The sequence below is a fragment of the Ectothiorhodospira sp. 9100 genome (assembly GCF_022227565.1).
In the GTDB taxonomy this organism is placed as follows: domain Bacteria; phylum Pseudomonadota; class Gammaproteobacteria; order Ectothiorhodospirales; family Ectothiorhodospiraceae; genus Ectothiorhodospira; species Ectothiorhodospira marina.
On record NZ_JAJNAN010000001.1, the window covers coordinates 80,777 to 104,863 of the forward strand.

A 24,087-nucleotide genomic window follows, 5' to 3' on the forward strand; every position below is an offset into this window, starting at 1 on the left:
GTGGATTAAGAAACTGCTAATAATGCCCTTTTCATGGGGCATGGTCGAATACCAATTCCCCCTCCCGCAGGAAAAAGGCGCCACCCACCACCTCTTGATTGATACGCCGTGCCCGATCGGCGACATGGACCTCCACACCGGCGTGGACCCTTTCGCGCACGTGGATGCTGGCATCCTGGGAGCGTTCCACCCGCTGCACCAGGGCCTCGCGTTCCAGGGTGAGCTCGGCCATCTCCTCGCGCGCCTTCACCAGGGTGTTCTGCACCCGTTTGATGAAGTTTTCATCCACCCGCTCCGGGTGCTGGCTTGCAAAATGCAGGGTACGGGCCAACTCATCGAGCAATTTCTGTTTCTCCAGCAGGCGCGCATCCACCTGTTCCAGATGGTCCTGCCCTTCAGGATCGACTCCGACCATCACCACGGTGTGAGGGGAAGTCGGCGAACCCAGCAGCAGGCATTCGATGAGTTCCCGGGCCCTGACCTGGCCTCCAACGATCTGCCCCTTGCGCGCCCCGGTGGCCCCCACGGTTACCGACTGATGGGCGCTCACCTGGCAGTGCACCAACTGCTCCTGGGTCACCACCACGGTGGCCTCAACGCGGGCGTTTTCCATGAATCGGGCCCTGACCGTGCCCCCCGCCTTGATCACAGCGGTGGGTTGGTGAACCTCCCCGTGTTGCAACTGCCCCACCACACCATGACGAATGATCACGTCGCCGCCGGCCTCCAGTGTGGCGCCCTCCACCATGCCGCCCACCTCGATATCGCCAGTGGATTTCACGCGCATGCCATCGGCCACATCGCCGCGGATGCGCACACTGCCCTCGAAGTTAAGGTGCCCGGAGGACAGATCCACCTGTTTCACATCCAGCAACTCTTCGACCATGACCCCGTTGGGTACCACCACGGGCATGCCGGCAGCGGCAGCCCGCAGCAGATCGGGGTCTTCAGGGTCACGTTCCACGTTACGCAGCCGGGTGGAGAATGATCGCTCCCGGCCATCCCGGGCCGGGATGGGAGCGCCGAACAGATTCAGGCCGGGTGTGCCAGGGGTGGCATGATGGCGACGCATGAGGGGTGTACCGGGGGAGACCTGCACCAGTTCACCCAGGTCCCGATAATCGGCGCGTCCTCGGTCATCGATGTTGGGGATCCGTTCGCGGGCCTCGGGGACCAAGGATTCAAACACGGTATCGGTGCCATTGACGGGGGCAGTGGCCCGACCGATCACGGCAACCTCCGGGGCCCATTCCGGTTGCCTGAGCAAGGCGCTGATGGCCTCCTGGTCGACACCCTGGGTGACCCCCTTATCAGCGAGGGCCTGGAGCACCTGCTCCAGGGTCGTCGGACGTCCACCTCGGGGACCTTCCACATGCAATGAGGCCTCAAGGCCCTGAGGGTCCACGTTCAGTACAAACCGGCCATCCAACGCCTCCGCAAGCAGAAAGGGTTCCTGATGGCCCGCAGGAGCCGGTCGGCACAGGGCCTCGGTCAATCCATGAACGCCCGCCTCCAACACCGCCCAATCGCCATACCCTGCCTCGCGCAAGGCCGCCACCACGGACGCAGCCACCAGATCCGGATACACCTGACCCGGTCGCGGTGTGCAATACACCCGCGTGCCCGTGTCATCGAGGCGCAGGTCCAGATCGGGGATGGTGTCTTCCGGGGGGGTATCGCCGCTCATGGTGCCTCCGGGGCGGAAATGGAGGGACAGTGTAGCAAGCGACGGGAAGTGCCAGGGTGCCGGACACCAGGGGCACCCGCTAAAAGATGTTTTTTGCTTAAAAAGCAAAGAGATATGGCGGAAGGGGTGGGATTCGAACCCACGGATGGTCGCCCATCGCCGGTTTTCAAGACCGGTGCATTCAACCGCTCTGCCACCCTTCCGTGAACGCTGATCAGCGCTGAGAGGTCATAGAAGACGGGTAGTTTAACCGGCTTGGTCATGAAGCCACAAGAAATGCCGATGGTAAGCTTTGATCCACCGCATGGAATCAAGTACCTTACCGGCATCATGCATTGATTGTTTTCAACCCGTTTCTCCCGGAGGATCTCCCATGCAAACGGAGCGCACGAGCACCATCAGTCAACAGGCTCAGAGTCAGACTCTGGCCACCAACAAGGTGATTCGCAACACCTACATGCTGCTGTCCATGACCCTGGCATTCAGTGCCATCATGGCCTTTGTCGCCATGGCGGTGAATGCGCCGCCAGTGCACTGGATCATCATGCTGGCCGTTTTCATCGGCATGCCCTTTGGCATCCAGGCCCTGCGTAACAGCGTCTGGAGCATCCCGCTTACCTTTGCATTCACAGGCATCATGGGCTTCATCCTGGGGCCCATCGTCTCCCTGTACCTGAGTCTGCCCAATGGCCCGGCCATCGTCGGTGGCGCCCTGGCCTCCACTGCACTGGTCTTTGTGGGACTGTCGGCCTATGCGCTGGTCACCCGCAAGGACTTCAGCTTCCTGGGCGGTTTCGTGTTCGTGGGCTTCCTGGTGGTGCTGGCAGCCATCATTGCCAACCTGTTCCTGGCCATTCCGGCCCTGTCCCTGGCCATCTCCTCGGCTGTGGTGCTGCTGGTGTCCGCCGCCATCCTGTGGGACACCAGCCGCATGGTGCATGACGGCGAAGCCAACTACGTGGTGATGACGGTCTCCCTGTTCGCCAATATCTATGTGCTGTTTCTGCACATGATGAACCTGTTTGCCATGCTCAGCGGCGATAATTGATTCTCCGGGCTGGCTGACCGGCATCGAACCTGGCCCCTCTTCCCTCACGGGAGAGGGGTCTTTGCTTTCTTGAGGCAAGGAAACGGATTGATGATTGATCAGGGCGTATTTCTCGATCTGGAAACCCTCGACCGGGGGGATCTGGATCTCTCTCCCCTTCACAACTCCCTCACCCACTGGACCTTTCATGACTACACCCGCCCACTTGAGACGGTGAAGCGCATCCAGGGTGCCCAGGTGGTGATCACCAACAAGGTGGTGCTGGATGCCGATGCCCTGGCAGCCGCCCCGAACCTGAAGCTGGTCTGCCTGGCCGCCACGGGCACGAACAATGTGGATCTGGAAGCCGCCTCCCGACTGGGGATCCGCGTGTGCAACGTGCGGGACTATGCCACGGCCTCGGTGGTGCAGCATGTGTTTGCCATGCTGCTGTCGCTCACCGTGCGTTTATCGCAATACCAGCAGGATGTGCGCGCTGGCGCCTGGAACGACAGCCGGCAGTTCTGCCTTCTGGATCATCCCATCCGTGAGTTGTCCGGGCGGCGCCTGGGGATCATCGGTCACGGGGTGCTGGGCCGCGCCACGGCGCAGGCGGCGAATGCCTTCGGCATGGAGGTGTTGGTTGCGCAGAGCCTGACGGGACGAGGACCGGAACCGGGGCGCCTGCCCCTGGATGAGGTGATCCACACCAGCGATGTGCTCAGTCTGCACTGTCCGTTGACGCCGGACACTCACCAGCTGATCGATGAGCAGCAGTTGCGGATGATGAAGCGCGATGCAGTGCTGATCAATACGGCACGGGGGGCCATCGTGGATAATGCCGCCCTGGCCGAGGCCTTGCGACATGGTGAGATCGGCGGGGCTGGAGTGGACGTGCTGGAGAAGGAACCACCCGAGGCGGATCACCCCCTGCTGGCGCCGGACATCCCCAATCTAATCCTGACACCCCATATCGCCTGGGCCGCCGTCGAAGCCCGGCAACGCATGGTGAATGCCCTGGCCGGCAATATCCAGGCCTTCAAGTCCGGCCAGCCCACCCACCTGGTGAATCCGTAGGGTCTTTGCACATGTCCACCACCCCCATGAACGACCGCGTGATCGATCTTGAAATCCGTCTGGCCCATCAGGATGCCCAGTTGCAGGATCTCAACGATGTGGTCACGCGCCAGCAGCAGGATCTGCTGCAGATGCAGCGACAGATGGAGGACCTGCGGTTGCGTCTGGCGGAGGTGCTGGCGAATCAGCCCGGCGGTCCGGAGGGACCGGAGCCGCCGCCACCGCATTATTGAGGAGAAAAGGGGACAGACACCTTTTTTGGCACAATGCCCGAGGAGCCCCCCATCAAGACCCTGAGCATACTCTGTGATGACCCCGCCGATCAGTCCCGCGCCGAGGCCCTTGCCAGCTCACTGGGCCTGACGCTGGCCGACCAGCCCGAACCCGGCACCTGGCAACTGGTCGTCACCCCCGAGCGACTGGAGTTGCGCCAGTGCGGGCCCAAGGCACCCGGGCCCGTGTTCGTGGATCTGGCCGGTGGTCGCCTCGGGTATCGGGGCGCCCATGTGAGCGCCCGCAAGGAACCTCTGGCCCGGGCCGTGGGCATCAAGGGTGGACATCGGCCTCATGTGGTGGACGCCACGGCGGGGCTGGGGCGGGATGCCCTGATCCTCGCCCTGCTGGGGTGCCGGGTCACCCTGCTGGAACGTCATCCGGTCATCGCCGCCCTGCTGGCCGACGGTATGGCCCGGGCCGCGCAGGAACCGGCACTGGCCGAGACCGTGGAGCGCATGACCCTGGTCAAGGGCGACGCCCGCCCCTGGCTGCAGGAACATATCGGCGGCGTGGTGACACTGGACCCCATGTATCCGCATCGGGACAAGTCGGCCCTGGTGAAGAAGGACATGCGGGCCTTCAGGGCCGTGGTGGGCGACGATGAGGATGCCGCCGGGGTGCTGGGGGCGGCCCTGGCGGCGGCGCGGGAGCGGGTGGTGGTCAAGCGCCCGGCCCGGGCCGAACCCCTGGGGGGGCAGACGCCGGACTTCCAGGTGCCTGGCAGCAGCACCCGCTTCGATGTATATCTCACGAAAACGGGCCAAAGCTGAGCCTTGAATGGGGATAGCCCCCTTAATATTGCATGCACCGTGGGAGATGGCCTGCCAGCGAAGCGCTGCGGCAGCAGCGCCTTGGGGACTGTGCCCACCGCTTTCGCGGGCAAGGCCCGCTCTCACGTAAAAGCCCGCTCTGCCTAAATGGGGACAGACCCCTTTACCGCATGCATCCCCTGTGGGAGTTGGCCTGCCAGCGAAGCGCTGCGGCAGCAGCGCCTTGGGGGTTGTGCCCGCCGCTTTCGCGGGCAAGGCCCGCTCCCACAAAAGAACCCACCACCAAACAGTCACCACAGAACATTCAGCTCAGTAGCACCCCCGTGGGAGCGGCCCTTGGCCGCGAAGGACATGCTACAAAGCACTGCTTGCCGATGCCGGGAAAAGGGGTCTGTCCCCATTACGGGGCTTGCCCCAGGATCAGTTGGTCATCGGCCATCAGGCGGTAGCTGGGCACCTCCAGATTGCGGCGGGCCTGCTGATCCCGGTAGACGCGACCGGACAGATCGTAGCGGGAACCGCGGCAACGGTCGACAAAACCGCCACCCCAGCCCTCCTCCGCAGCAACCTCGGGCGGCACCCAGGTGAGTTCGCAAGCCAGATCGGTGCCCAGGGCCACCACCACCAGGACCTGGGGCAAAGCGGACCGGTGGGGGTTACGATAGGGGCGGGGCTGACGACTCAAGCGGGAATCGGCGTCGTAGAGCCGATCACTGAAAACGGAGTCGGCTTCCAGCATGGCCCGGGTGCGCCCCACAATCCAGACGGGTCGACCCTCCCAGGTGACGGCCTTCACCTCACCCGGTGACAGATCGGCAATATCCACGGCGCGGGTGTTGCGCTCACCCTCACCTTCGTCGGAATCCCGAAAGATACCGCTCAACATCACATAGGCCAGCATGGCCACGCCCAGCAGCGCCAGCAGCTTCAAGGCCACACGATAATAAACGCGCCGTTGATCCGGCGGTACGTTGAAGGATTCAGGCATCATGGGCGACTATTATGAACCACAATCGAGGAACGACAATGCAATCCAGAACACAACAGACCTACGTGGGCATCCACAACGATCTTCATGGCGGCATGACTCCCATTGGCGGCATCATCAAGGATGCCTGGGTCTTCGAACTCATTCCGGAAACCGAAACCTGCGAAGGCTGGGCCACCGCACAGATCCAGGTGCTCCATGACAAGGTCAACGCCGCCTGGGATCAGTACGGCCTGCGGGTGAGCAACCTGCCCCCGGAGATCCGCGAACGCCACGCCCGCATCCATGACCAGGCCATCGAGAAGGCCCGCTCCATGGGCTGGGTACCGGGCCGGGACTCGGACGCCGAGATGTAGTGGGCTCAATCCCGGAAGTTGTCGTACTGTAGCGGCAGGTCCAGCTCCGCCTTGCGCAGCAGGGCGATGGCATCCTGAAGGTCGTCGCGCTTCTTGCCGGTGATGCGCACCTTGTCACCCTGTATCGAGGCCTGCACCTTGAGCTTGCTGTCCTTGACCAGGCGGATGATCTTCTTGCCCATGTCCTGATCGATGCCCTGACGGATGGTGATGATGCGGCGGGCCTTCCCGCCGCCCTCCTCCAGCTTGCCCGAATCCAGGCAGCTCACATCGATGCCGCGCTTGGCCATCTTCTGGGTGAGGATGTCCATGACCTGATCCACCTGGAACTCGGAATCCCCGAACAGGGTCAATTCCGCTTCGCTCTGCTCCACATCGGCTGCCGAGCCCTTGAAATCGTAGCGGTTCTCCACTTCACGCCGGGTCTGGTCCACGGCATTGCGCAACTCCTGCATGTCCACTTCGGACACCACATCAAAGGAAGGCATTGATCTCTCCGTTTGGGATACCTGATGTTGAACGAGTTAAACATGATAACGTGAGCGCTGGCCAACCCACCCCTGAAAGAGGATCCCAGCCCATGAATCAAGTGTCCTTCAGCGTCCAGGCAGAGCAGACCCTGGAGGCGCTCATGGAACGCATGAGCGCCGTGGACGAACTGGCCGACCTGGACATGGACATCGTCGACGGCGTGCTGACCATCGAGTTCGACGATCGCAGCAAGCTGATCCTGAACCGCCAGGAGCCGCTCCGGCAGATCTGGCTGGCCTCACCGGAAGGGCCGGCTCATTTCGGCTACGACACCGGGTCCGGACAATGGCTGGACGACAAGGAAGGCAACGAACTGATCGCCACGCTCCAGCGCGTGCTGAGGCAGAAACTGGGTACTGACATCAGTCTGTAGAGGAGGCGTCCTGGTCCTGCTTGCGCGCAGCCCCCACCTGACCTTCCAGGTGGGCCAGAACCTGGTGCGGTTTGTGTTCATCCAGGGCATTATCCACCAGCAGCAGCATCTCCCGAGCCTCGGGTCTTGGGGTGAGCTTGACCCGTGCCAGATTCACCGACAGACGCCGGAACTGGCGAAAGAAAAGATATGACAGGGTGGCGATGATCAGCGCGGTCCAGGTGGCCCCTTCGAACCATACCCATACCGCTGCCCCATAGCCCAAGAAGGTGATGCCAAACAGCAGGGCCGCAAAGCGGTGCACCGTGGCCACAAAGGCCTCGAACTGCTCCCGGTGGGCGGTGAATTCCTCTTTTGAGATCATGGACTGGGTTCCGCAAGGGCAAAGCCGTGGATTGTAGAGCACCCGGCTCGGGGTTTGAACCGGTGCATCACCCGCCCGCCAGCCGCTCCAGCAAACGCTCGTGTAATCCTCCGAATCCACCATTGCTCATGATCAGCACATGGTCTCCGGGGCGGGCTTGCGTTGCCACGGAACACGCCAGATCATCCAGATCCGCCAGGGCATGGGCACGGTCACCCAGCGCCGCCACCACCGGCATCAGATCCCAGCCCAGAGACGCCGGTTGATGCAGCCAGATCCCATCGGCCACGCCCAGCGAACCGGCCAGGGTATCCCGATGCACACCCATACGCATGGTATTGGAGCGGGGCTCCAATACCGCCAGGATACGCGCTGGGCCCACTTTGGCCCGCAATGCCTCCAGGGTGGCGGCAATGGCTGTGGGATGGTGGGCAAAGTCATCGTAGACGGTCACACCGTGAACCTCACCGCGCACCTGGAGACGCCGTTTCACCCCCGCAAATCGCCCCAGGGCCTCCACGCCGGCCTTCAGCGGCACACCGGCATGTCGAGCCGCCAGCAACGCTGCCAGGGCGTTGCTCAGGTTGTGCCGGCCCGGTAGGGTCCACTGCCCTTCGGCCACGCGCCTTCCTGCCTCAAGAATGCCAAAGCGCGTGCCATCCGGGGAGATCGGTTCACCCTGCCATGGAGCCGGCACCCCCACTCCAAAGCGCTCCACAGGTGTCCAGCACCCCTCGTCGAGCACTGCCTCCATGGCCGCATCGCCTGCCTGGCTGATGATCTGCCCCTCCCCCGGCACCGTGCGCACCAGATGATGGAACTGCCGCGCAATGGCGGCCAGGTCCGGAAAAATATCCGCGTGATCGAATTCCAGATTATTGAGGATCAAGGTGCGTGGACGGTAGTGGACAAACTTGGAACGCTTGTCAAAAAACGCCGTATCGTATTCATCGGCCTCCACCACAAAAAAAGGGGACGACCCCAGTCGGGCCGAGACGCCAAAGTTATCCGGGACTCCGCCGATGAGAAACCCCGGATCCAGTCCCGCGTCTTCCAGTATCCAGGCCAGCAGGCTGGCGGTGGTGGTCTTGCCATGGGTGCCCGCCACGGCCAGCACCCACCGCTCCCGCAGCACGTGCTCGGCCAGCCACTGGGGGCCAGAGGTATAAGGCAGCCCCTGATTGAGCACGTATTCCACTGCGGGGTTACCCCGGGTCATGACATTACCGATCACCACGACATCGGGTGCCGGATCCAGGTGGGCCGGATCATGGCCTTGGGCGATCTCGATGCCCTGGGCCGCCAACAGGGTGCTCATGGGGGGATAGACGTGTTCATCCGAACCGCTCACCCGATATCCGGCGGCCCGGGCAAGCAAGGCCACCCCGCCCATGAAGGTGCCGCAGATCCCCAGGATATGGATGTGGCTCACTGCATGACCGCCGCGTAGAGGATCTCGCCGGCCACGGCAGCCAGCATCAGGTAGGCCACGGCCAGGGCCACCCCGCCAGCTGAGGTCTTGAGGCTCAGGGCACTGCGCAGCACATGACCATAGGCGGTCAGTAACCACCCCAGCAGTACCAGATATCCCACCGTGACGGCGACTGGAATCTCGTCCGGGGCCTCGGCACCCCGCAGGCTGTACACCAGGGGTAGCATCGCCAGCCCGAGCACAATGCCCACCCCCAACAGGGCAGTCAAGGTCTGCACGAACCGCTCCGGAACACGTCGCACCTGTAGCAGCAGGGCCGTGAATCCAGCCAGCAGCCCCACCTCCATACCCGCCTGCAGGATGGCGATCTGGAAGGGATAAAAAGGCACGGCCACAATCAGGCCCACCAGCAGATAGGCAATGGCGCACAACCATAGCAGGAGGGCCGAAGCTGGCAGATCCTCCGGCCCCTTTTGCAGAAAGGTCAGTTGCAGAAATGGTTTGATGAGCGCGTACATGCTGTTCCCTTCTCAGAAATCGTCATCCCAGTCCTCCAGCTCCCTGAGCATGTCCCGCTGGGCATCCGAAGGGGCACCGTCGGTCACCAGGTACTCACGACGATCCAGATAGGCGTTGCGGATGGCCATGTAGCGATCCGTGGCCATGCCCTCCAGGGCCCGCTCGGTGGGCAGCAGCCCGGCGCGGATGTCCACCAGACGCAGGGCCACCAGGCTGTTCCGCTGAGACACGTCGTCGTGGTAGTAAAGCGGATGGATGCGGCCATCCACCAACTCCGCCGGCGCATCGCGCACGGTACTGGGACCGCGGAAGGGCACAACGAAATATGGCCCAGAGGGCATGCCCCAGGTCCCCAGGGTCTGACCGAAGTCCTCGTTACTCTTCTCCAGCCCCATGGGCGTGGCCACATCGAACAAACCGAACAAACCGAAGCTGGTGTTCATGATCATTCGCGTCAGGTCAGAGGCCGCATCGTGGAACTTGAACTGCAGCGTATTGTTGGCCAGATTATGGACATCACCCAGGTTGGAGAAAAAGTTGCCGATACTATTGCGTACAGGCTGGGGCGTGACCTTGTCGTAGCCTTTTGCCACAGGCTTGAGCACGGCCCGATCCACGGCATCGTTGAACTGGAACATGGCCCGGTTGTAGCCCTCCCAGGGATCACGCGGATCCTTGGATTCCGGTGGCACCGTGGCACACCCGGTCATCAACAAGGCGCAGGCAAACAGAGCCGACAGGACACCCCCCGAACGTCCACGCCGAACAGCACGGTGAACTTGCCCGGCCATCCATCGTCGGGGAGGACATGCTTGAATGTTCGGTGTGAGCACTGGGGGATCCTTATGGGAAGTCGTCTGTCGCCCTGGTCGTTCAACGCCCCCGCTGGGCGGCGATGCGCATGCGCAGGGCATTGAGCTTGATGAAGCCCTCGGCATCCTTCTGGTCGTAGGCCCCGGCATCGTCCTCGAATGTGGCGATATGGGTGTCGAACAGACTGTCGGTTGCGGATTGGCGCCCGGCGATGATGACATTGCCCTTGTAGAGTTTGATGCGGACGATTCCGTTCACATGCGTCTGCGAGGCATCAATCAGGGACTGCATCATGCGCCGTTCGGGGCTCCACCAGTAGCCGTTATAGATGAGGCTGGCATACCGGGGCATGATCTCGTCCTTCAGGTGGGCCGCCTCGCGGTCCAGGGTGAGGGATTCGATGGCGCGATGGGCCTTGAGCAGGATGGACCCGCCGGGGGTTTCGTAGCAACCCCGGGACTTCATGCCCACGTAGCGGTTTTCCACCAGGTCCAGGCGACCCACGCCGTGGGCGCCGCCCAGGCGGTTCAGGTGATCCAGCAGGGTGGCCGGGCTCATGGCCTCGCCATTGATGGCCACCGGGTCGCCCTGTTCGAAAGTGATCTCCACATACTCGGCCTTGTCCGGGGCGGCCTCGGGGGAGACCGACCAGCGCCACATGTCCTCTTCGGCCTCGAACCAGGGATCTTCCAGCTGATTGCCCTCGTAGGAGATGTGCAGCAGGTTGGCATCCATGGAGTACGGGGACTTCTTGCCACGCTTCATCTCCACGGGAATGTTGTGCTTCTCGGCATAGGCCAGGAGCTTTTCCCGGGAGGTGAGATCCCATTCCCGCCAGGGGGCGATCACGTGGATGCCCGGCTTCAGGGCATAGGCCCCCAGTTCAAAACGCACCTGGTCATTGCCCTTGCCGGTGGCGCCATGGGAGACCGCATCGGCACCGGTCTCGTTGGCGATTTCCACCAGGCGCTTGGCAATCAGGGGTCGGGCAATGGAGGTGCCCAGCAGGTACTCGCCTTCATACACGGCGTTGGCGCGGAACATGGGGAAGACGAAGTCCCGCACGAATTCCTCGCGCAGGTCCTCGATATAGATCTCCTTCACCCCCAGGGCCTGGGCCTTGGCGCGGGCGGGCTCCACTTCCTCGCCCTGACCGATATCGGCGGTAAACGTCACCACCTCACAGCCATAGGTATCCTCCAGCCACTTGAGGATGACCGACGTATCCAGCCCGCCGGAATAGGCGAGTACGACCTTTTTCACTTCACTGGCCATGTATGGCAACCCCTGCAACAGACAACGATGGATCAAGCGGGTGAGTATACTAAGTGAGGGCATGCCGTGGCCACGGGCTTGCATCAAAGCCCTTCTCCCCTGGCGGGAGAATCCACCTGCAGGGCAGGGCTGAGGGTTGGAAAACGCAGAGCCCCTCTCCCGTTGGCGGGAGAGGGGATGGGGTGAGGGTGGTGCGACGCTACCGGGTCAACCAGATATCGACCCGCCGGTTCAATGCCCAGGCGGCTTCGCTTGAAGCCGGCTCCAGCGGCCAGGTCTCGCCAAAGGCTCGGATCTCGATGCGATCGGCAGCGACACCCTCCTGTCGCAGCAGGCGCTGCACGGCCTGGGCGCGACGCAAAGACAGGGCTTCGTTGTATTGGGGACTGCCCTGCTCGTCCGCGTGCCCACCCACCACCACCCGGGTATCGGGCTGGGTCGTCAGATGGCGCACCACTTGATCCAACGTGGACTGATCCTCCTCACGGATCTTGCTCTCATCAAAGTCGAAGTGGACTCGCCATTCCCGCAGGCTCACGAAATCCAGATAAATCCGATCGCCCTGGCACGCCCGAAAATCCGCCAGCACCTCCCGAAACCGCACCGGAGAGATGACCACCCGCACGTTGTCGGCACCCCGCCCTGCATCCGGATGGGTCAGGATGACCTCGTGACCGGCTTCCAGTGCATAGTACAGCTCCAGTGCCCGATCCCGTTGCAACATCAGCAGGATGTCGGAAGCGGCCAGGGAGACCGCTTCCAGCGCCTGGGGGCTCAGGTCGTGGCGCCACTGGGGCGGCCTCAGGGAGATATGGCCCACGTCCGGCCCCGGCAACGGCGTGCGGATCTCCACAGTGAACTGCAGCGGCTGACCGGGGCGGGCCTGGAAGCGGACCGTGCCGTAGCGAGGTATCTCCTGGGCGAGTTCGCACAGGGTACCCCCGGTGGAGACGGTCCAACGGGCCTCGGCCAGTCGGGAGGCATATTCCACCGCCCCCAGACTGGTGGGGGCGAGAATCAGCAGCAGGGCGAGGACGCGGAGGTTCATGGGAAGGATTATCGGCCAGGCGCGGGAAAGATTGAATCATCCGGCGAGGGCGAAGAGAGGAACTACTTTTTCTTCGGCGGCAGGATATCCGTGATCGAACCATGAGCCACCTCGGCGGCGAAACCCACCGTCTCCGACAACGTGGGATGCGGATGCACCGTCAGGCCCAGGTCCTCCACATCGGCACCCATCTCCAGGGCCAGGGTGGCCTCGGCAATCAGCTCGCCGGCGTTGGGGCCGACAATGCCGGCACCGATCACGCGGTCGTGCTCATCCAGCAACAGTTTCGTCAACCCGCTGTCGCCGCCCACGCTGATGGCACGCCCGCTGGCCGCCCAGGGGAAGACACCCTTGGTGTATTCGATACCCTGTTTCTTGGCCTCGGTCTCGGTGAGCCCCATCCAGGCCACCTCCGGGTGGGTGTAGGCCACACTGGGGATGGCGCGGGCATCGAAATGGGACTTTTCACCCGATGCCACCTCGGCGGCCACCTTGCCCTCATGGGTGGCCTTGTGGGCCAGCATGGGGCCGCCCACCACATCACCAATGGCAAAGATATGCGACACATTGGTGCGCATCTGCTTGTCCACCTTGATGAAGCCGTGTTCATCCACTTCAAGCCCCGCGGCCTCGGCCTCGATCCCCCCGCCATTGGGCAGGCGTCCCACGGCCACCAGCACCCGGTCGAAGGTGTCCTGATCCGGGGCCTTGCCCCCCTCGAAGGAGACGCGGATGCCGTCATCAGTGGCCTCGGCCGCAGTGACCTTGGTGCCGGTGAAGATGTTCTCGTAACGCCCCTTGATGCGTTTCTCCAGAGGCTTGACCAGATCCCGGTCAGCCCCCGGCATCAGGTCGCTGGACAGCTCGCAGACAGTGACCTTGGCCCCCAGGGCGTCGTACACACAGGCCATCTCCAGACCGATGATGCCGCCGCCCACCACCAGTAGGCGTCCGGGGATATCGCGCAGCTCCAGGGCCCCGGTGGAGTCCATCACCCGCTCGTCATCCCAGGGGAAGCTGGGCAGATGCACGGGACGGGAGCCAACGGCCACAATGGCCTGCTCGAATCCGATCACCTGTTCACCGTCGTCGCTGGAAACCGCCAGGCTGTTGGGGGAGGTGAAACGCCCGCTCCCCTGCACCACGGTGACCTTGCGCTGCTTGGCCAGGTGCTTGAGGCCCATGGTGAGCTTGCTCACCACGCCATCCTTGTAGCCAGCCAGTTTCTTCAGATCGATCTCAGGCTTGCCAAAACGGATGCCATGGCGCTCGAAGTCCTCCGCCTCCTCCACCACCTGGGCGGCGTGCAGCAGGGCCTTGGAGGGGATGCAGCCCACGTTCAGGCAGACGCCGCCGATTACCGGGTAACGCTCCACCATGATCACCTCCATGCCCAGGTCGGCGGCACGGAAGGCGGCGGTGTAGCCGCCGGGACCGGAGCCCAGCACCAGCAACTGGCAGCGCTGATCCACATCGCCATTGTGGCTGGCGGGCTTGGGCGCCGACTTGCCGGCCTTGGCCTCATCCTGCCCGGAGTCTTTCTTGGGGGCCTCGCCCTTATCCTTTCCCTTACCTTTTTCCTTATCCTTCGGGGAGGACTGCGACGAGTCGCCCTCGGCCCCCTCGCCTGCCATCTCCAGTTCCAGGATGTCGCTCCCCTTGGAGACCTTGTCGCCGGCCTTGAGCAGGACCTTTTTCACCGTGCCCGCGTGGGGCGAGGGGATGTCCATGGAGGCCTTGTCCGATTCCAGGGTGATCAGGGAGTCCTCCACATCCACACGGTCACCTGGCTGAACCAGGACCTCGATGATCTCCACCTCCTTGAACTCGCCGATATCGGGTACCGGGATCGTAACCACCTTTGCCATGAATCTCTTCCTCGTCTACAGCAGCATCCGCCGCATGTCGGACAGCAGGCCGCTCAGGTAACTGGTGAACCGGGCCCCCAGGGCCCCGTCGATGACGCGATGATCGTAGGACAACGACAAGGGCAATACCAGCCGGGGGTTGAACGCCTCGCCATCCCACACCGGCTGCATCCGGGCCTTGGAGACGCCCAGGATGGCCACCTCCGGTGCATTGACGATGGGGGTGAAATGGGTGCCGCCGATGCCGCCCAGGCTGGTGATGGTGAGGCAGCCGCCCTCCATGTCCTGGCTCTTCAGGCGGCGCTTGCGGGCCTTCTCGGAGATCTCGGCCAGTTCCCGGGCCAACTCCACCAGGCTCTTGCGATCCACATCGCGGACCACCGGCACCACCAGGCCATCGGGGGTGTCCACGGCGATGCCCAGGTGGTAGTACTTCTTGATGATCAGGTTCTCGCCGGTGGCATCCAGGGAGGCATTCACCCGGGGGAACTCCTTCAGGGCCGAGACCACCGCCTTCATCAGGAAGACCAGGAAGGTGATCTTCACCCCCTTGTCCTTGTATTCATCCACCAGGGAGCGGCGAAAGCCATCCAGTTCGGTGATATCCGCCTCGTCAAACTGGGTGACATGGGGGATGGTCACCCAGTTGCGATGCAGGAACTCCCCCGTGAGGCGGTTGATCTTGGTGAGGGCCTGGGTTTCCACCTGGCCAAAGCGGGAGAAGTCCACCTCGGGCGCCGGTGCCACGCCCAGTCCGCCAGAGGCTCCCTGGGCCAGGGAGCGCTTGACGAAGCCCTGCACATCCTCCTTGAGGATGCGCCCCTTGCGCCCCGAACCCTCCACGCGCCCCAGGTCCACGCCCAGCTCCCGGGCAAAACGACGCACCGCCGGCGAGGCATGGGCCTTGCGGAAGCCCTCTTCGTTCACCATGCCGGCGGTGGGCGACTGACGTGGCGCGGATGCGGGAGCAGCCGATGGCGGTGATGCCTGCTCACCACGGCGTGGTGCGTCATCCGGCTTTACCGATTCCGCTGTGTCGCCCTGCCCTGAGGCCTTGCCACCGTCATCGCCAGAGCCTTTACCGGACTCTTCAGCCGTCCCGGAAGCGGCATCAGCATCCCCATTCCCGGAAGCGTCCTCCACCTCCAGATCCAGGATCGGGGTGCCCTGGGACACCCGCTCCCCGGCCTTGAGCTTCACCCCCTTCACAATGCCGCCCTGGGGCGAGGGGATATCCATGGACGCCTTATCCGACTCCAGGGTGATGAGGAGATCCTCTGCCTCCACCCGGTCTCCCTCGGACACCAGCACTTCGATGATTTCCACATCCTTGAAGTCCCCAATATCCGGGACCTTCACTTCAACCACGTTGCCCATCACGCAACTCCTGTCTGAAATTGAGGTTGACCACGGTTGGGGGCCTCAGGCGTGCAAGGGATTGACCTTGTCCACGTCGATCTCGTATTTGCGAATCGCCTCGACGACCGTTTCCACCGGCAGCGTTCTCTCATCCGCCAGGGCCTTGAGAGCGGCCACGGCCACATAGTAACGGTCCACCTCGAAATGGTGCCGCAGCCGCTGGCGCAGGTCGCTGCGGCCGAACCCGTCCGTGCCCAGGGTCACATAGCGACCGGGCACCCAGGCGCGGATCTGATCGGCATAACCCTTCACATAATCCGTGGAGGCCACCACCGGGCCCTGGGCATCCGCCAGACACCGGGACACCCAGCACTGGCGCGGGGGCTTCTCGGGATTGAGCATGTTCCAGCGGTCGGTACCACGGCCATCCCGGGCCAGTTCGTTGAAGCTGGGCGCACTCCAGATATCCGACTCCACACCAAAGTCCTCACGCAGCAGATCGGCTGCGGCGATCACCTCCCTCAGGATGGTGCCCGAACCCATGAGCTGCACCCGGGCCTTGGCTGCATCTCCCGTCCGCAAGCGATAAAGTCCCTTGCGGATGCCTTCCTCGGCGCCCTCGGGCATGGCGGGCTGATGGTAGTTCTCGTTCATGGTGGTGATGTAATAAAAGACATTCTCCTGATCCGAGTACATGCGCCGCATGCCATCGTGCAGGATCACCGCCAGTTCATAGGCAAACGTGGGGTCGTAGCTGATGCAGTTGGGCACGTTGGCGGCCATCATGTGGCTGTGGCCGTCCTGGTGCTGCAGGCCTTCCCCGGAGAGGGTGGTGCGCCCGGCAGTCCCGCCGATGAGAAACCCTCGGGCCTGCATGTCCCCGGCGGCGTAGATCAGATCACCCACCCGCTGGAAGCCGAACATGGAGTAGAAGATGTAGAAGGGGATCATGCTGACACCATGCACGCTGTAGGCCGTGGCGGCGGCAATCCAGGACGACAGGGCCCCCGCCTCGTTGATGCCCTCTTCCAGGATCTGTCCTTTCTTGGCCTCCTTGTAAAACATGACCTCTTCCTTGTCCTGGGGCTCGTAGAGCTGGCCCACGGAGGAATAGATACCCAACTGACGGAACAGACCTTCCATGCCGAAGGTGCGTGCCTCGTCAGGCACGATAGGCACCACGTGATGGCCCACCTTCTTGTCGCGGGTGAGCTGGGTGAGCATGCGCACCAGCGCCATGGTGGTGGACAACTCCCGGTCGCCAGAATCTTCCAGGGAGCCCGAGAACAGGGACAGATCCGGGATTTCCAGCGGTGCCACCGTGGACTTGCGCACCGGCAGATGACCTCCCAGGCCCTCGCGCCGCTGGCGCATGTATTTCATCTCCGGCGCCTCCTCTGCCGGCTTGAGGTAGCGCAGATTGTCCACGTCATCATCCGTGGCAGGGATGCTGAAGCGGTCGCGGAAGGCGCGGATCTCCTCGATGCCCATCTTCTTCTGCTGGTGGGCTCGCATCTGCCCCTCGCCAGCGGACCCCATGCCGTAACCCTTCACCGTCTGGGCCAGGATCACCGTGGGCTGACCGGTGTGATTCACCGCCGAGGCGTAGGCGGCGTACACCTTGAACGGGTCGTGACCGCCCCGGTTGAGGCGCCACACATCCGGGTCGGACATATTGGCCACCATGGCCCTGAGCTCCGGATACTTGCCAAAGAAGTGCTCGCGTACATAGGCCCCATCCTTGGACTTGTAGTTCTGATAGTCACCATCCACGGCCTCCATCATGCGCTGCTTGAGCAGGCCCTTGGTGTCCTTGGCCAGCAGCGGATCCCAGTAGCTGCCCCACAGCACCTTGATCACGTTCCAGCCAGCGCCACGGAATACGGCCTCCAGTTCCTGCACGATCTTGCCGTTGCCACGCACCGGGCCATCCAGACGCTGCAGATTGCAGTTGACCACAAAGATGAGGTTATCCAGCTTTTCCCGGGCTGCCAGGCTGATGGCCCCGAGGGTTTCCGGCTCGTCGGTCTCGCCGTCCCCCAGGAAGGACCAGACCTTGCGATCCTGACTGCTGGCCAGCCCGCGGTCGTTCATGTATTTCATGAAGCGGGCCTGCATGATGCTGGTGATGGGCCCCAGTCCCATGCTCACCGTCGGGAACTGCCAGTAGTCCGGCATCAGCCAGGGATGAGGGTAGGACGGCAGCCCGTTACCCGCGACCTCCTGGCGAAAACCATCCAGTTGCTGCTCACTCAGCCGCCCCTCCAGGAACGACCGGGCGTAGATGCCAGGCGCAGAGTGCCCCTGAATGAAGACCAGATCACCACCGTGCTCATGGCTGGGGGCACGCCAGAAATGATTGAATCCCACATCGTACAAGGTGGCCGCCGAGGCGAAGCTGGCAATATGCCCTCCCAGTTCCGAACTGATACGATTGGCCTTGACGACCATCAGCAGTGCGTTCCAGCGGATGTACGAGCGGATGCGGTGTTCCAGCTCCGCGTCGCCGGGATATTCCGGTTCCAGATGCGGGGGAATGGTATTGACGTAGGCCGTATTGGCGGAATAAGGCAGGAAGGCACCGGAACGTCGCGACTGATCCACCAACCTTTCCAGCAGGTAGTGGGCGCGTTCCGGGCCGTCGGCCTGGATGACGGCTTCCAGGGCGTCCAACCATTCCTGCGTTTCCTGCGCGTCCAGATCCTGCGGCATTGTCTGCGCGTTCATCACGTATTCTCCATCCGTTAGGCCCGGCTTTAGACACTCGCCATCGCCCCACACGAGAGGGTGGTTCATCACAAGCGCGGGGGTGGTTTTGAAACATTATTGTTATCTTTTTGGTGAGGCTGGTTGCTACCGCCTTGCCCGCTATGTTCGAACTTTTGACGCAGCAGGTCAAGAAAGTGGACGCGGTGGTGAAATGCTTCACTGCAACACGCCAACTCCCTATTTAATTTAGGAAAATCACACAATGGCAACAATCGAAGAACTGCGCATCAGACGCCCCGATGACTGGCATTTACATGTTCGCGACGGAGATGTCCTGAGTGATGCGGTGCCACATTCGGCAAAACAGTTTGCACGCGCGGTGATCATGCCGAATCTCAAGCCACCGGTGGTGAGCGTGGATCAGGCCCTGCAATATCGCCAACGTATTCTTGAGGCATTGCCGCGGGATTCAACGTTCAACCCATTGATGACAATCTATCTCACCGACAGCACCTCGCCGGAAGAGATTCGCAAGGCAGTGGATAGCGGCCGAATACTGGGCGTCAAACTCTATCCGGCCGGGGCCACCACCCATTCCGACGCAGGCGTGAGTGATATCCGCAATACCTACCCCACCCTGCAGGCGATGCAGGATCTGGGTCTGCCGCTGCTGGTGCATGGGGAGGCCACGGCCCCCTCGGTGGACATCTTCGACCGCGAACAGGTGTTCATCGACAACACCTTGATCCCGCTGGTGGAGCAGTTCCCCGGATTGAAGATCGTACTGGAGCACATCACCACGGCCCAGGCGGTGGAATTCGTGCGTCAGGCACCGGAGCGGGTCGGCGCCACGGTCACCCCCCAGCACATCCTCATGAACCGCAACGCCCTCTTCCAAGGCGGGATGCGCCCGCATCATTTCTGCCTGCCCGTACTCAAGCGGGAAACCCACCGGGTGGCGATCATGGAGGCCCTGACCGAGGGGCACCCTCGCTTCTTCCTGGGCACCGACAGCGCCCCGCATCCCCAGGGGGCCAAGGAGAGCGCCTGCGGCTGTGCCGGCATCTTCAGCGCCCCGGCGGCCATCGAATTTTATGCAGAGGCCTTCGAACAGGCCGGCGCGCTGGACAAGCTGGAAGGCTTTGCCAGTCTGAACGGCCCGGCCTTTTATGGCCTGCCGGTCAATGAAGACTTCATCACCCTCAAACGCGAACCCTGGACAATACCCCAGGCGTATCCCTTCGGCGGGGAGCAGGTGGTGCCCCTGCGGGCAGGCGGCGAGGTCAGCTGGCGGCTGGTGGACTGAGGGAGACCCCCTGCCCCCTTGAGACCTGATACCCTATGGTCATGACCGAAGATGCTGACTTTCGCCCCATGGGCAACCGATTCCGTGGCTTTCTACCCGTGGTGGTGGACGTGGAAACCGGAGGATTCAACCCTCAAACCGACGCGCTGCTGCAGATTGCCGCGGTCATCCTGCGCATGGATGCGCAGGGCAACCTGCATCGACACCGCACCCTGTCCCATCATGTGCAGCCCTTTGAGGGAGCGCACATGGACCCCAAGTCCCTGGAGGTCACCGGCATCAACCCCTGGCATCCCCTGCGCATCGCCACCCCGGAGGACGAGGCACTGCGAGAGGTTTTCCGCGAGGTGCGTCAGGAGGTCAAGCTCAATCACTGCACCCGGGCCATCCTGGTAGGCCACAACGCCGGCTTCGATCTGGCCTTCGTGAACGCCACCGCCGAGCGTACCCAGCTCAAGCGCAATCCCTTTCACCCCTTCAGCAACCTGGACACAGTCACCCTATCGGCCATGGCCTACGGTCAGACGGTGCTGGCCCGGGCGGTACAGAAGGCAGGCCTGGCCTGGGACAACGCCGAGGCCCACTCGGCCACCTACGATGCCGAGAAGACCGCCGACATCTTTTGTGACGTGATGAACCGCTGGAACGATCAGGTTACACCGCTGGGGACGGAAAATCTGGACAAGGCCTGATGGCTTGCTTATAAGAAAGAGACGGAGATCACACTTTTCACCCCAACCGATCGGCTGAGATGACCCCTTCAACACCCCCCGCGCTGTCCATCCTCATTGTCGATGACATGCAATACAGCCGAACGGTATTGAAGAACACCCTGGAACGGGTGGGCTACGATGACGTGAGGCTTGCCGCGTCCGCACCCGAGGCCCTGTCACTGCTGACTGAACGCCGCGCCGACGTGGTATTGGCGGACTGGGTCATGCCGGAAATGAACGGGCTGGAGTTGACCGCGGCCATCCGCACGCGTGATGAAGAGGAAGAGCGCTACACAGCCATCATCCTGTTCACCGCCAAGGAGGGGGATGAGGCCATGCTGGAGGCCTTCCATCAAGGGGTGGACGACTATCTCACCAAGCCGATCCACAACGTGCAGTTGGCCGCGCGTGTTTTCGCGGCGGGGCGCATCGCGACACTGCAGAATCGTCTGCTGGAAACCTCCGCTGCGCTGCAGGCGGCCAATCAGCACATGGAAAACCTTTCCACCACCGACCCCATCACCGGTCTGGCCAATCAACGGGCCCTGAACCAGCGACTGGAGGCGTTGGTGCTGGAAACCCAGGCCCGCGGTGGGGGGTTGTGCCTGGCACTGGTGGACCTGGATCATTTCGACCCGGTACACCAGCAGCATGGTCACGACCTGGGAAACGAGGTGCTGCTGGGGTTTGCCAAACGTCTGCGGCTATCCGTGCGCCCCACCGACCTGGTGGCCCGCATGGGGGGCGAGGCCTTCGCCCTGCTCCTGCACGTGCACTCACCCCAGCAGTTCAACCGGGAACTGCTGGGGCGCGTACTGCAAAGCCTGTCTCAGGACGGGATCACCACTTCAGAGGGCAAGGTTCCCATTCGGGTATCCATCGGCGCCCATTTCCATGAGTATGATCAGCCGCTGCTGACCATCCGCGAGCTCATGCAGCAGGCCGGCACCAATCTGGAAACGGCCCGTGCCGCCGGGGGCAATCAGGTGGTGGTCAGTTGAGCGGCGACTACTCGCCTGCCGCATCCGCCACCAGGGTCTGCAACTCACCCGACTCGAACATCTCCAGGGTGATGTCGCATCCCCCGATCAATTCGCCCTTCACGTAGACCTGCGGGAAGGTGGGCCAGTCGGCAAAGCTGGGTAAGCTCTGCATTACATCCTGGTCGGCCAGCACGTTCACATAGGCAAAGGGTTTACCGCATTCCTTGAGCGCCGATACCGCCCGGTTGGAAAAACCGCACATGGGGAATTGCGGCGTACCCTTCATGTAGATGATCACCGGGTTTTCTTCCACCTGCTGACGGATGCGGTCAAGAGCGTCCACTTGCATTACCTCGTGTTGTCTTGTGTTCATGATGCGTCGGTCGGGCCGTTGTCACTGTGACCCCCGACCATACCTGATTGATTCCGTATGGTACCACGGGACAAAGCCACGCACCCCCTGTGGGAGCTGGCCTGCCGGCGATGCGCTGCGCCAGCAGCGCCCTGGACATACTGAGGTGCCCACCGCCTTCGCGGGCGAGGCCCGCTCCCACAAAGGGGTAAAGGGGTTGCTCCCACAAAGGAGCCGCTCCCATGGGGCTCAGGAGATGCCCTGGCGCTGCAACCAGAACTCCAGTAGGGCCAGATGCCATAGCTTGCTGCCCTGGATGCGGGTGAGATGCTTCTCCGGCTCGGCCAGCAAGCGCTGCACGTAATCCCGCTGATACAACCCCCGCTCCCGACAGGCCTGGGAATCCAGGATGTCACGCATGAAGTCCAGAAACGGGCCACGCACGTATTTCAGTGCCGGCAACGGGAAATACCCTTTGGGACGATCAATCACCGAGTCGGGCAACAACCCGCGCGAGATGTGCTTGAGCACTCCCTTGCCACCCTCGGCCAGCTTGAGTTCCGGCGGCATGCGCGCAGCCAGTTCCACCAGTTCGTGATCCAGGAACGGCACCCGGGCCTCCAGGCCCCAGGCCATGGTCATGTTGTCCACCCGCTTGACAGGATCATCCACCACCAGGGTGGTCACATCCAGGCGCAATACCGCGTCCAGCAGGGTGTCGGCCCCCGGTTCGTTCAGGGCCGCCTCAATGAGGGCACGGGTATGATCCTCGCTGACCAGATCCGGGGCCAGCATCTGCAGGAACTCGTCGTGATCCCGGTCGAAATAATGCCGCGCAAAGCGCTCCACCCGTGATCCTTCCGTCTCGGCCACCATCTGCGGGTACCAGAAATAGCCGGCGAAGACCTCATCCGCCCCCTGCCCCGACTGCACCACCTTCACATGCTGGGACACCTGTTCGGAAAGCAGGTAGAAGGCCACGGCATCCTGGCCCACCATGGGCTCGGCCATCTGATCCACGGCCTCAGGCAGGCGGCCCAGCACCTGATCGTTGGGCACATGAAAGCGATGGTGCACGGTGGCGTAGCGCTCGGCCACCGGATCGGAGAATTCGAACTCGCTGCCCTTCTCCTCGGGCTGATCTTCAAAGCCCACGGTAAAGGTCTGCAGGTTGCGCACGCCGGACTCCGCCAGCAGCGCCACCAACAGGCTGGAGTCCAGCCCGCCGGAGAGCAGCACGCCCACCGGCACATCCGCCACCTCCAGCCGCTTTTTCACCGCCCGGCGCAGACTGTCGTGGATGGCCTGGGTCCATTCTTCCGGTGACATCGGGGTGTCGGGGCGGCGGGCCTCCAGGGTCCAGTAACGCTGCAGCCGGGTGCCGCCATCGCACTCCACGGTGAGGGTGTGGCCGGGACGCAGCTTGCGCACCCCCTTGAACAGGGTCCGCGGGGCCGGCACCACCGCATGCAGGGTGAAGTGGTGATGCAGGGCCACCGGGTCAAAATCGGTGTCCACATCCCCGGCCGCCAGCAGGGCCTGGATGTTGGAAGCAAAGCGCAGGCACCGATCGGTCAGGCTGTAATACAGGGGCTTGATGCCCATCCGATCGCGCCCCATGAACAACCGCTGCTCGCGCAGATCCCAGACCGCGAAGGCGAACATGCCGTGGAAGCGCTTGACGCAGTCTTCCCCCCAGGCATGGTAGGCCTTGAGGATCACCTCGGTGTCCCCAGTGGAAAAGAAATGGTAACGGCCGGCCAGTTCGGCACGCAGTTCCCGGAAGTTATACAGGGTGCCGTTGAAGACCACCGCCAGGCCCAGTTCCGGGTCCACCATGGGCTGGTTGGAGCGCTCTGACAGGTCCAGGATGGACAGTCGCCGATGCCCAAAGGCCAGAGGACCATCGGAGTAGCTGCCTTCGTGATCCGGCCCGCGCCGGTCCAGACGATCCAGCATGCGCCGGATGGAGGTCAGGTCGGGCCGCGTGCCCTTGAAATGCAGTTCGCCGCAGATGCCGCACATGAAGCGTGATCCCTTGGTTGGTCCAGGCCGAGTTCAATCGGGTAGGGTTGATCCACATTATCCCAGTCGCTGAGGACGGCGTCACGCCGGGATCATCCCAGGCAACGATTCAGACTCTCCCCGTGGCCTCCCGGTCATCCGTTGCCAACCACTAAAAAATTCTTGATCCATTCTGGTCATATCACCATAATCCTGGAATATAAGTAAATAAATATAATAAGGGAGGTGGAAGGTGA

At 62.8% G+C, this 24,087-nt stretch carries 23 protein-coding genes and 1 tRNA gene; 9 read left to right on the forward strand and 15 right to left on the reverse strand.

Going from position 1 to position 24,087, the window contains the following annotated elements:
• Window positions 1–31: 31 nt before the first annotated feature.
• Together LPW29_RS00390 and LPW29_RS00395 are read right to left on the reverse strand one after the other, a co-directional pair.
• A complete protein-coding gene (locus tag LPW29_RS00390; protein ID WP_238626362.1) occupies window positions 32–1,687 on the reverse strand; it encodes a DUF342 domain-containing protein in 1,656 nt (551 codons plus the stop codon).
• Window positions 1,688–1,802: 115 nt separating this feature from the next.
• Window positions 1,803–1,890: transfer RNA gene (locus tag LPW29_RS00395), tRNA-Ser, on the reverse strand.
• Between the two features lie 170 nt (window positions 1,891–2,060).
• On the opposite strand from LPW29_RS00395, the gene LPW29_RS00400 reads away from it, so the two are divergent.
• The 4 genes from LPW29_RS00400 to LPW29_RS00415 all read left to right on the forward strand — a co-directional run bounded on the left by LPW29_RS00400 (window position 2,061) and on the right by LPW29_RS00415 (window position 4,837).
• Window positions 2,061–2,735 carry a Bax inhibitor-1/YccA family protein gene (locus LPW29_RS00400; RefSeq protein ID WP_238626363.1) on the forward strand — a complete coding sequence of 225 codons (675 nt, stop codon included), beginning with the start codon at window positions 2,061–2,063 and terminating at the stop codon, window positions 2,733–2,735.
• A 90-nt stretch (window positions 2,736–2,825) separates the two neighbouring features.
• Window positions 2,826–3,791, forward strand: coding sequence for a 2-hydroxyacid dehydrogenase (locus LPW29_RS00405; protein WP_238626364.1), 966 nt, complete (start codon window positions 2,826–2,828; stop codon window positions 3,789–3,791).
• Between the two features lie 11 nt (window positions 3,792–3,802).
• The gene (locus LPW29_RS00410) at window positions 3,803–4,024 is read left to right on the forward strand and encodes a SlyX family protein (protein ID WP_090253596.1); all 222 of its coding nucleotides are present in this window, start codon (window positions 3,803–3,805) and stop codon (window positions 4,022–4,024) included.
• 33 nt (window positions 4,025–4,057) lie between these two features.
• The gene (locus LPW29_RS00415) at window positions 4,058–4,837 is read left to right on the forward strand and encodes a class I SAM-dependent methyltransferase (RefSeq protein ID WP_238626365.1); all 780 of its coding nucleotides are present in this window, start codon (window positions 4,058–4,060) and stop codon (window positions 4,835–4,837) included.
• 400 nt (window positions 4,838–5,237) lie between these two features.
• Here LPW29_RS00415 and LPW29_RS00420 read toward each other — a convergent pair whose 3' ends face one another.
• Entirely contained in the window at window positions 5,238–5,828 is a 591-nt protein-coding gene (locus LPW29_RS00420) for a hypothetical protein (RefSeq protein WP_238626366.1), read from the reverse strand.
• 35 nt (window positions 5,829–5,863) lie between these two features.
• Here LPW29_RS00420 and LPW29_RS00425 point away from each other — a divergent pair, with 35 nt between their 5' ends.
• The gene (locus LPW29_RS00425; RefSeq protein ID WP_238626367.1) at window positions 5,864–6,181 is read left to right on the forward strand and encodes a hypothetical protein; all 318 of its coding nucleotides are present in this window, start codon (window positions 5,864–5,866) and stop codon (window positions 6,179–6,181) included.
• 5 nt (window positions 6,182–6,186) lie between these two features.
• Here the strand turns inward: LPW29_RS00425 and LPW29_RS00430 are convergent, their stop codons facing one another.
• Entirely contained in the window at window positions 6,187–6,669 is a 483-nt protein-coding gene (locus LPW29_RS00430) for a YajQ family cyclic di-GMP-binding protein (RefSeq protein ID WP_238626368.1), read from the reverse strand.
• A gap of 92 nt (window positions 6,670–6,761) precedes the next feature.
• Between LPW29_RS00430 and cyaY the strand changes: the two genes are divergently transcribed.
• The gene (gene cyaY / locus LPW29_RS00435; RefSeq protein ID WP_238626369.1) at window positions 6,762–7,085 is read left to right on the forward strand and encodes an iron donor protein CyaY; all 324 of its coding nucleotides are present in this window, start codon (window positions 6,762–6,764) and stop codon (window positions 7,083–7,085) included.
• On the opposite strand, the gene LPW29_RS00440 is transcribed toward cyaY, so the two are convergent.
• From LPW29_RS00440 to aceE, 9 genes are all read right to left on the reverse strand, one after another.
• Window positions 7,075–7,449, reverse strand: coding sequence for a hypothetical protein (locus LPW29_RS00440; protein WP_090253604.1), 375 nt, complete (start codon window positions 7,447–7,449; stop codon window positions 7,075–7,077). The two genes, cyaY and LPW29_RS00440, sit on opposite strands and share 11 nt — an antisense overlap.
• A 67-nt stretch (window positions 7,450–7,516) precedes the next feature.
• Window positions 7,517–8,881, reverse strand: a complete 1,365-nt coding sequence (gene mpl / locus LPW29_RS00445; protein ID WP_238626370.1) for a UDP-N-acetylmuramate:L-alanyl-gamma-D-glutamyl-meso-diaminopimelate ligase — start codon at window positions 8,879–8,881, stop codon at window positions 7,517–7,519.
• On the reverse strand, window positions 8,878–9,399 hold the full coding sequence (locus tag LPW29_RS00450; RefSeq protein ID WP_090253609.1) for a hypothetical protein: 522 nt from the start codon (window positions 9,397–9,399) through the stop codon (window positions 8,878–8,880). Before LPW29_RS00450 ends, mpl begins: the two co-directional genes overlap by 4 nt.
• Before the next feature lie 12 nt (window positions 9,400–9,411).
• Window positions 9,412–10,191: an MlaA family lipoprotein gene (locus LPW29_RS00455; protein WP_370642779.1), complete on the reverse strand. Its 780-nt coding sequence runs from the start codon at window positions 10,189–10,191 to the stop codon at window positions 9,412–9,414.
• Window positions 10,192–10,273: 82 nt separating this feature from the next.
• Window positions 10,274–11,488, reverse strand: a complete 1,215-nt coding sequence (locus LPW29_RS00460) for an argininosuccinate synthase (protein WP_090253612.1) — start codon at window positions 11,486–11,488, stop codon at window positions 10,274–10,276.
• Between the two features lie 199 nt (window positions 11,489–11,687).
• A complete protein-coding gene (locus LPW29_RS00465; RefSeq protein ID WP_238626371.1) occupies window positions 11,688–12,536 on the reverse strand; it encodes an OmpA family protein in 849 nt (282 codons plus the stop codon).
• Window positions 12,537–12,598: 62 nt separating this feature from the next.
• Window positions 12,599–14,404: a dihydrolipoyl dehydrogenase gene (gene lpdA, locus LPW29_RS00470; protein WP_238626372.1), complete on the reverse strand. Its 1,806-nt coding sequence runs from the start codon at window positions 14,402–14,404 to the stop codon at window positions 12,599–12,601.
• Window positions 14,405–14,419: 15 nt separating this feature from the next.
• Window positions 14,420–15,781 (reverse strand): dihydrolipoyllysine-residue acetyltransferase, encoded by a 1,362-nt coding sequence (locus LPW29_RS00475; protein WP_238626373.1) that lies wholly within the window; start codon window positions 15,779–15,781, stop codon window positions 14,420–14,422.
• Window positions 15,782–15,826: 45 nt separating this feature from the next.
• Window positions 15,827–18,490 (reverse strand): pyruvate dehydrogenase (acetyl-transferring), homodimeric type, encoded by a 2,664-nt coding sequence (aceE, locus tag LPW29_RS00480; protein WP_238626374.1) that lies wholly within the window; start codon window positions 18,488–18,490, stop codon window positions 15,827–15,829.
• Between the two features lie 253 nt (window positions 18,491–18,743).
• Here aceE and pyrC point away from each other — a divergent pair, with 253 nt between their 5' ends.
• Genes pyrC through LPW29_RS00495 form a run of 3 tightly spaced genes read left to right on the forward strand, consistent with a single transcriptional unit; the run spans window position 18,744 to window position 21,492 of the window.
• Window positions 18,744–19,778 (forward strand): dihydroorotase, encoded by a 1,035-nt coding sequence (gene pyrC / locus LPW29_RS00485; protein ID WP_238626425.1) that lies wholly within the window; start codon window positions 18,744–18,746, stop codon window positions 19,776–19,778.
• A 41-nt stretch (window positions 19,779–19,819) separates the two neighbouring features.
• Complete coding sequence (gene rnt / locus LPW29_RS00490) at window positions 19,820–20,470, forward strand: ribonuclease T (protein ID WP_238626375.1); 651 nt, start codon at window positions 19,820–19,822, stop codon at window positions 20,468–20,470.
• Between the two features lie 59 nt (window positions 20,471–20,529).
• Window positions 20,530–21,492, forward strand: coding sequence for a diguanylate cyclase domain-containing protein (locus tag LPW29_RS00495; protein WP_238626376.1), 963 nt, complete (start codon window positions 20,530–20,532; stop codon window positions 21,490–21,492).
• A gap of 7 nt (window positions 21,493–21,499) precedes the next feature.
• Here LPW29_RS00495 and grxD read toward each other — a convergent pair whose 3' ends face one another.
• Together grxD and LPW29_RS00505 are read right to left on the reverse strand one after the other, a co-directional pair.
• Entirely contained in the window at window positions 21,500–21,817 is a 318-nt protein-coding gene (gene grxD / locus LPW29_RS00500) for a Grx4 family monothiol glutaredoxin (protein WP_238626426.1), read from the reverse strand.
• Between the two features lie 258 nt (window positions 21,818–22,075).
• On the reverse strand, window positions 22,076–23,851 hold the full coding sequence (locus LPW29_RS00505) for an N-acetylglutaminylglutamine amidotransferase (RefSeq protein ID WP_238626377.1): 1,776 nt from the start codon (window positions 23,849–23,851) through the stop codon (window positions 22,076–22,078).
• Between the last annotated feature and the right edge of the window lie 236 nt (window positions 23,852–24,087).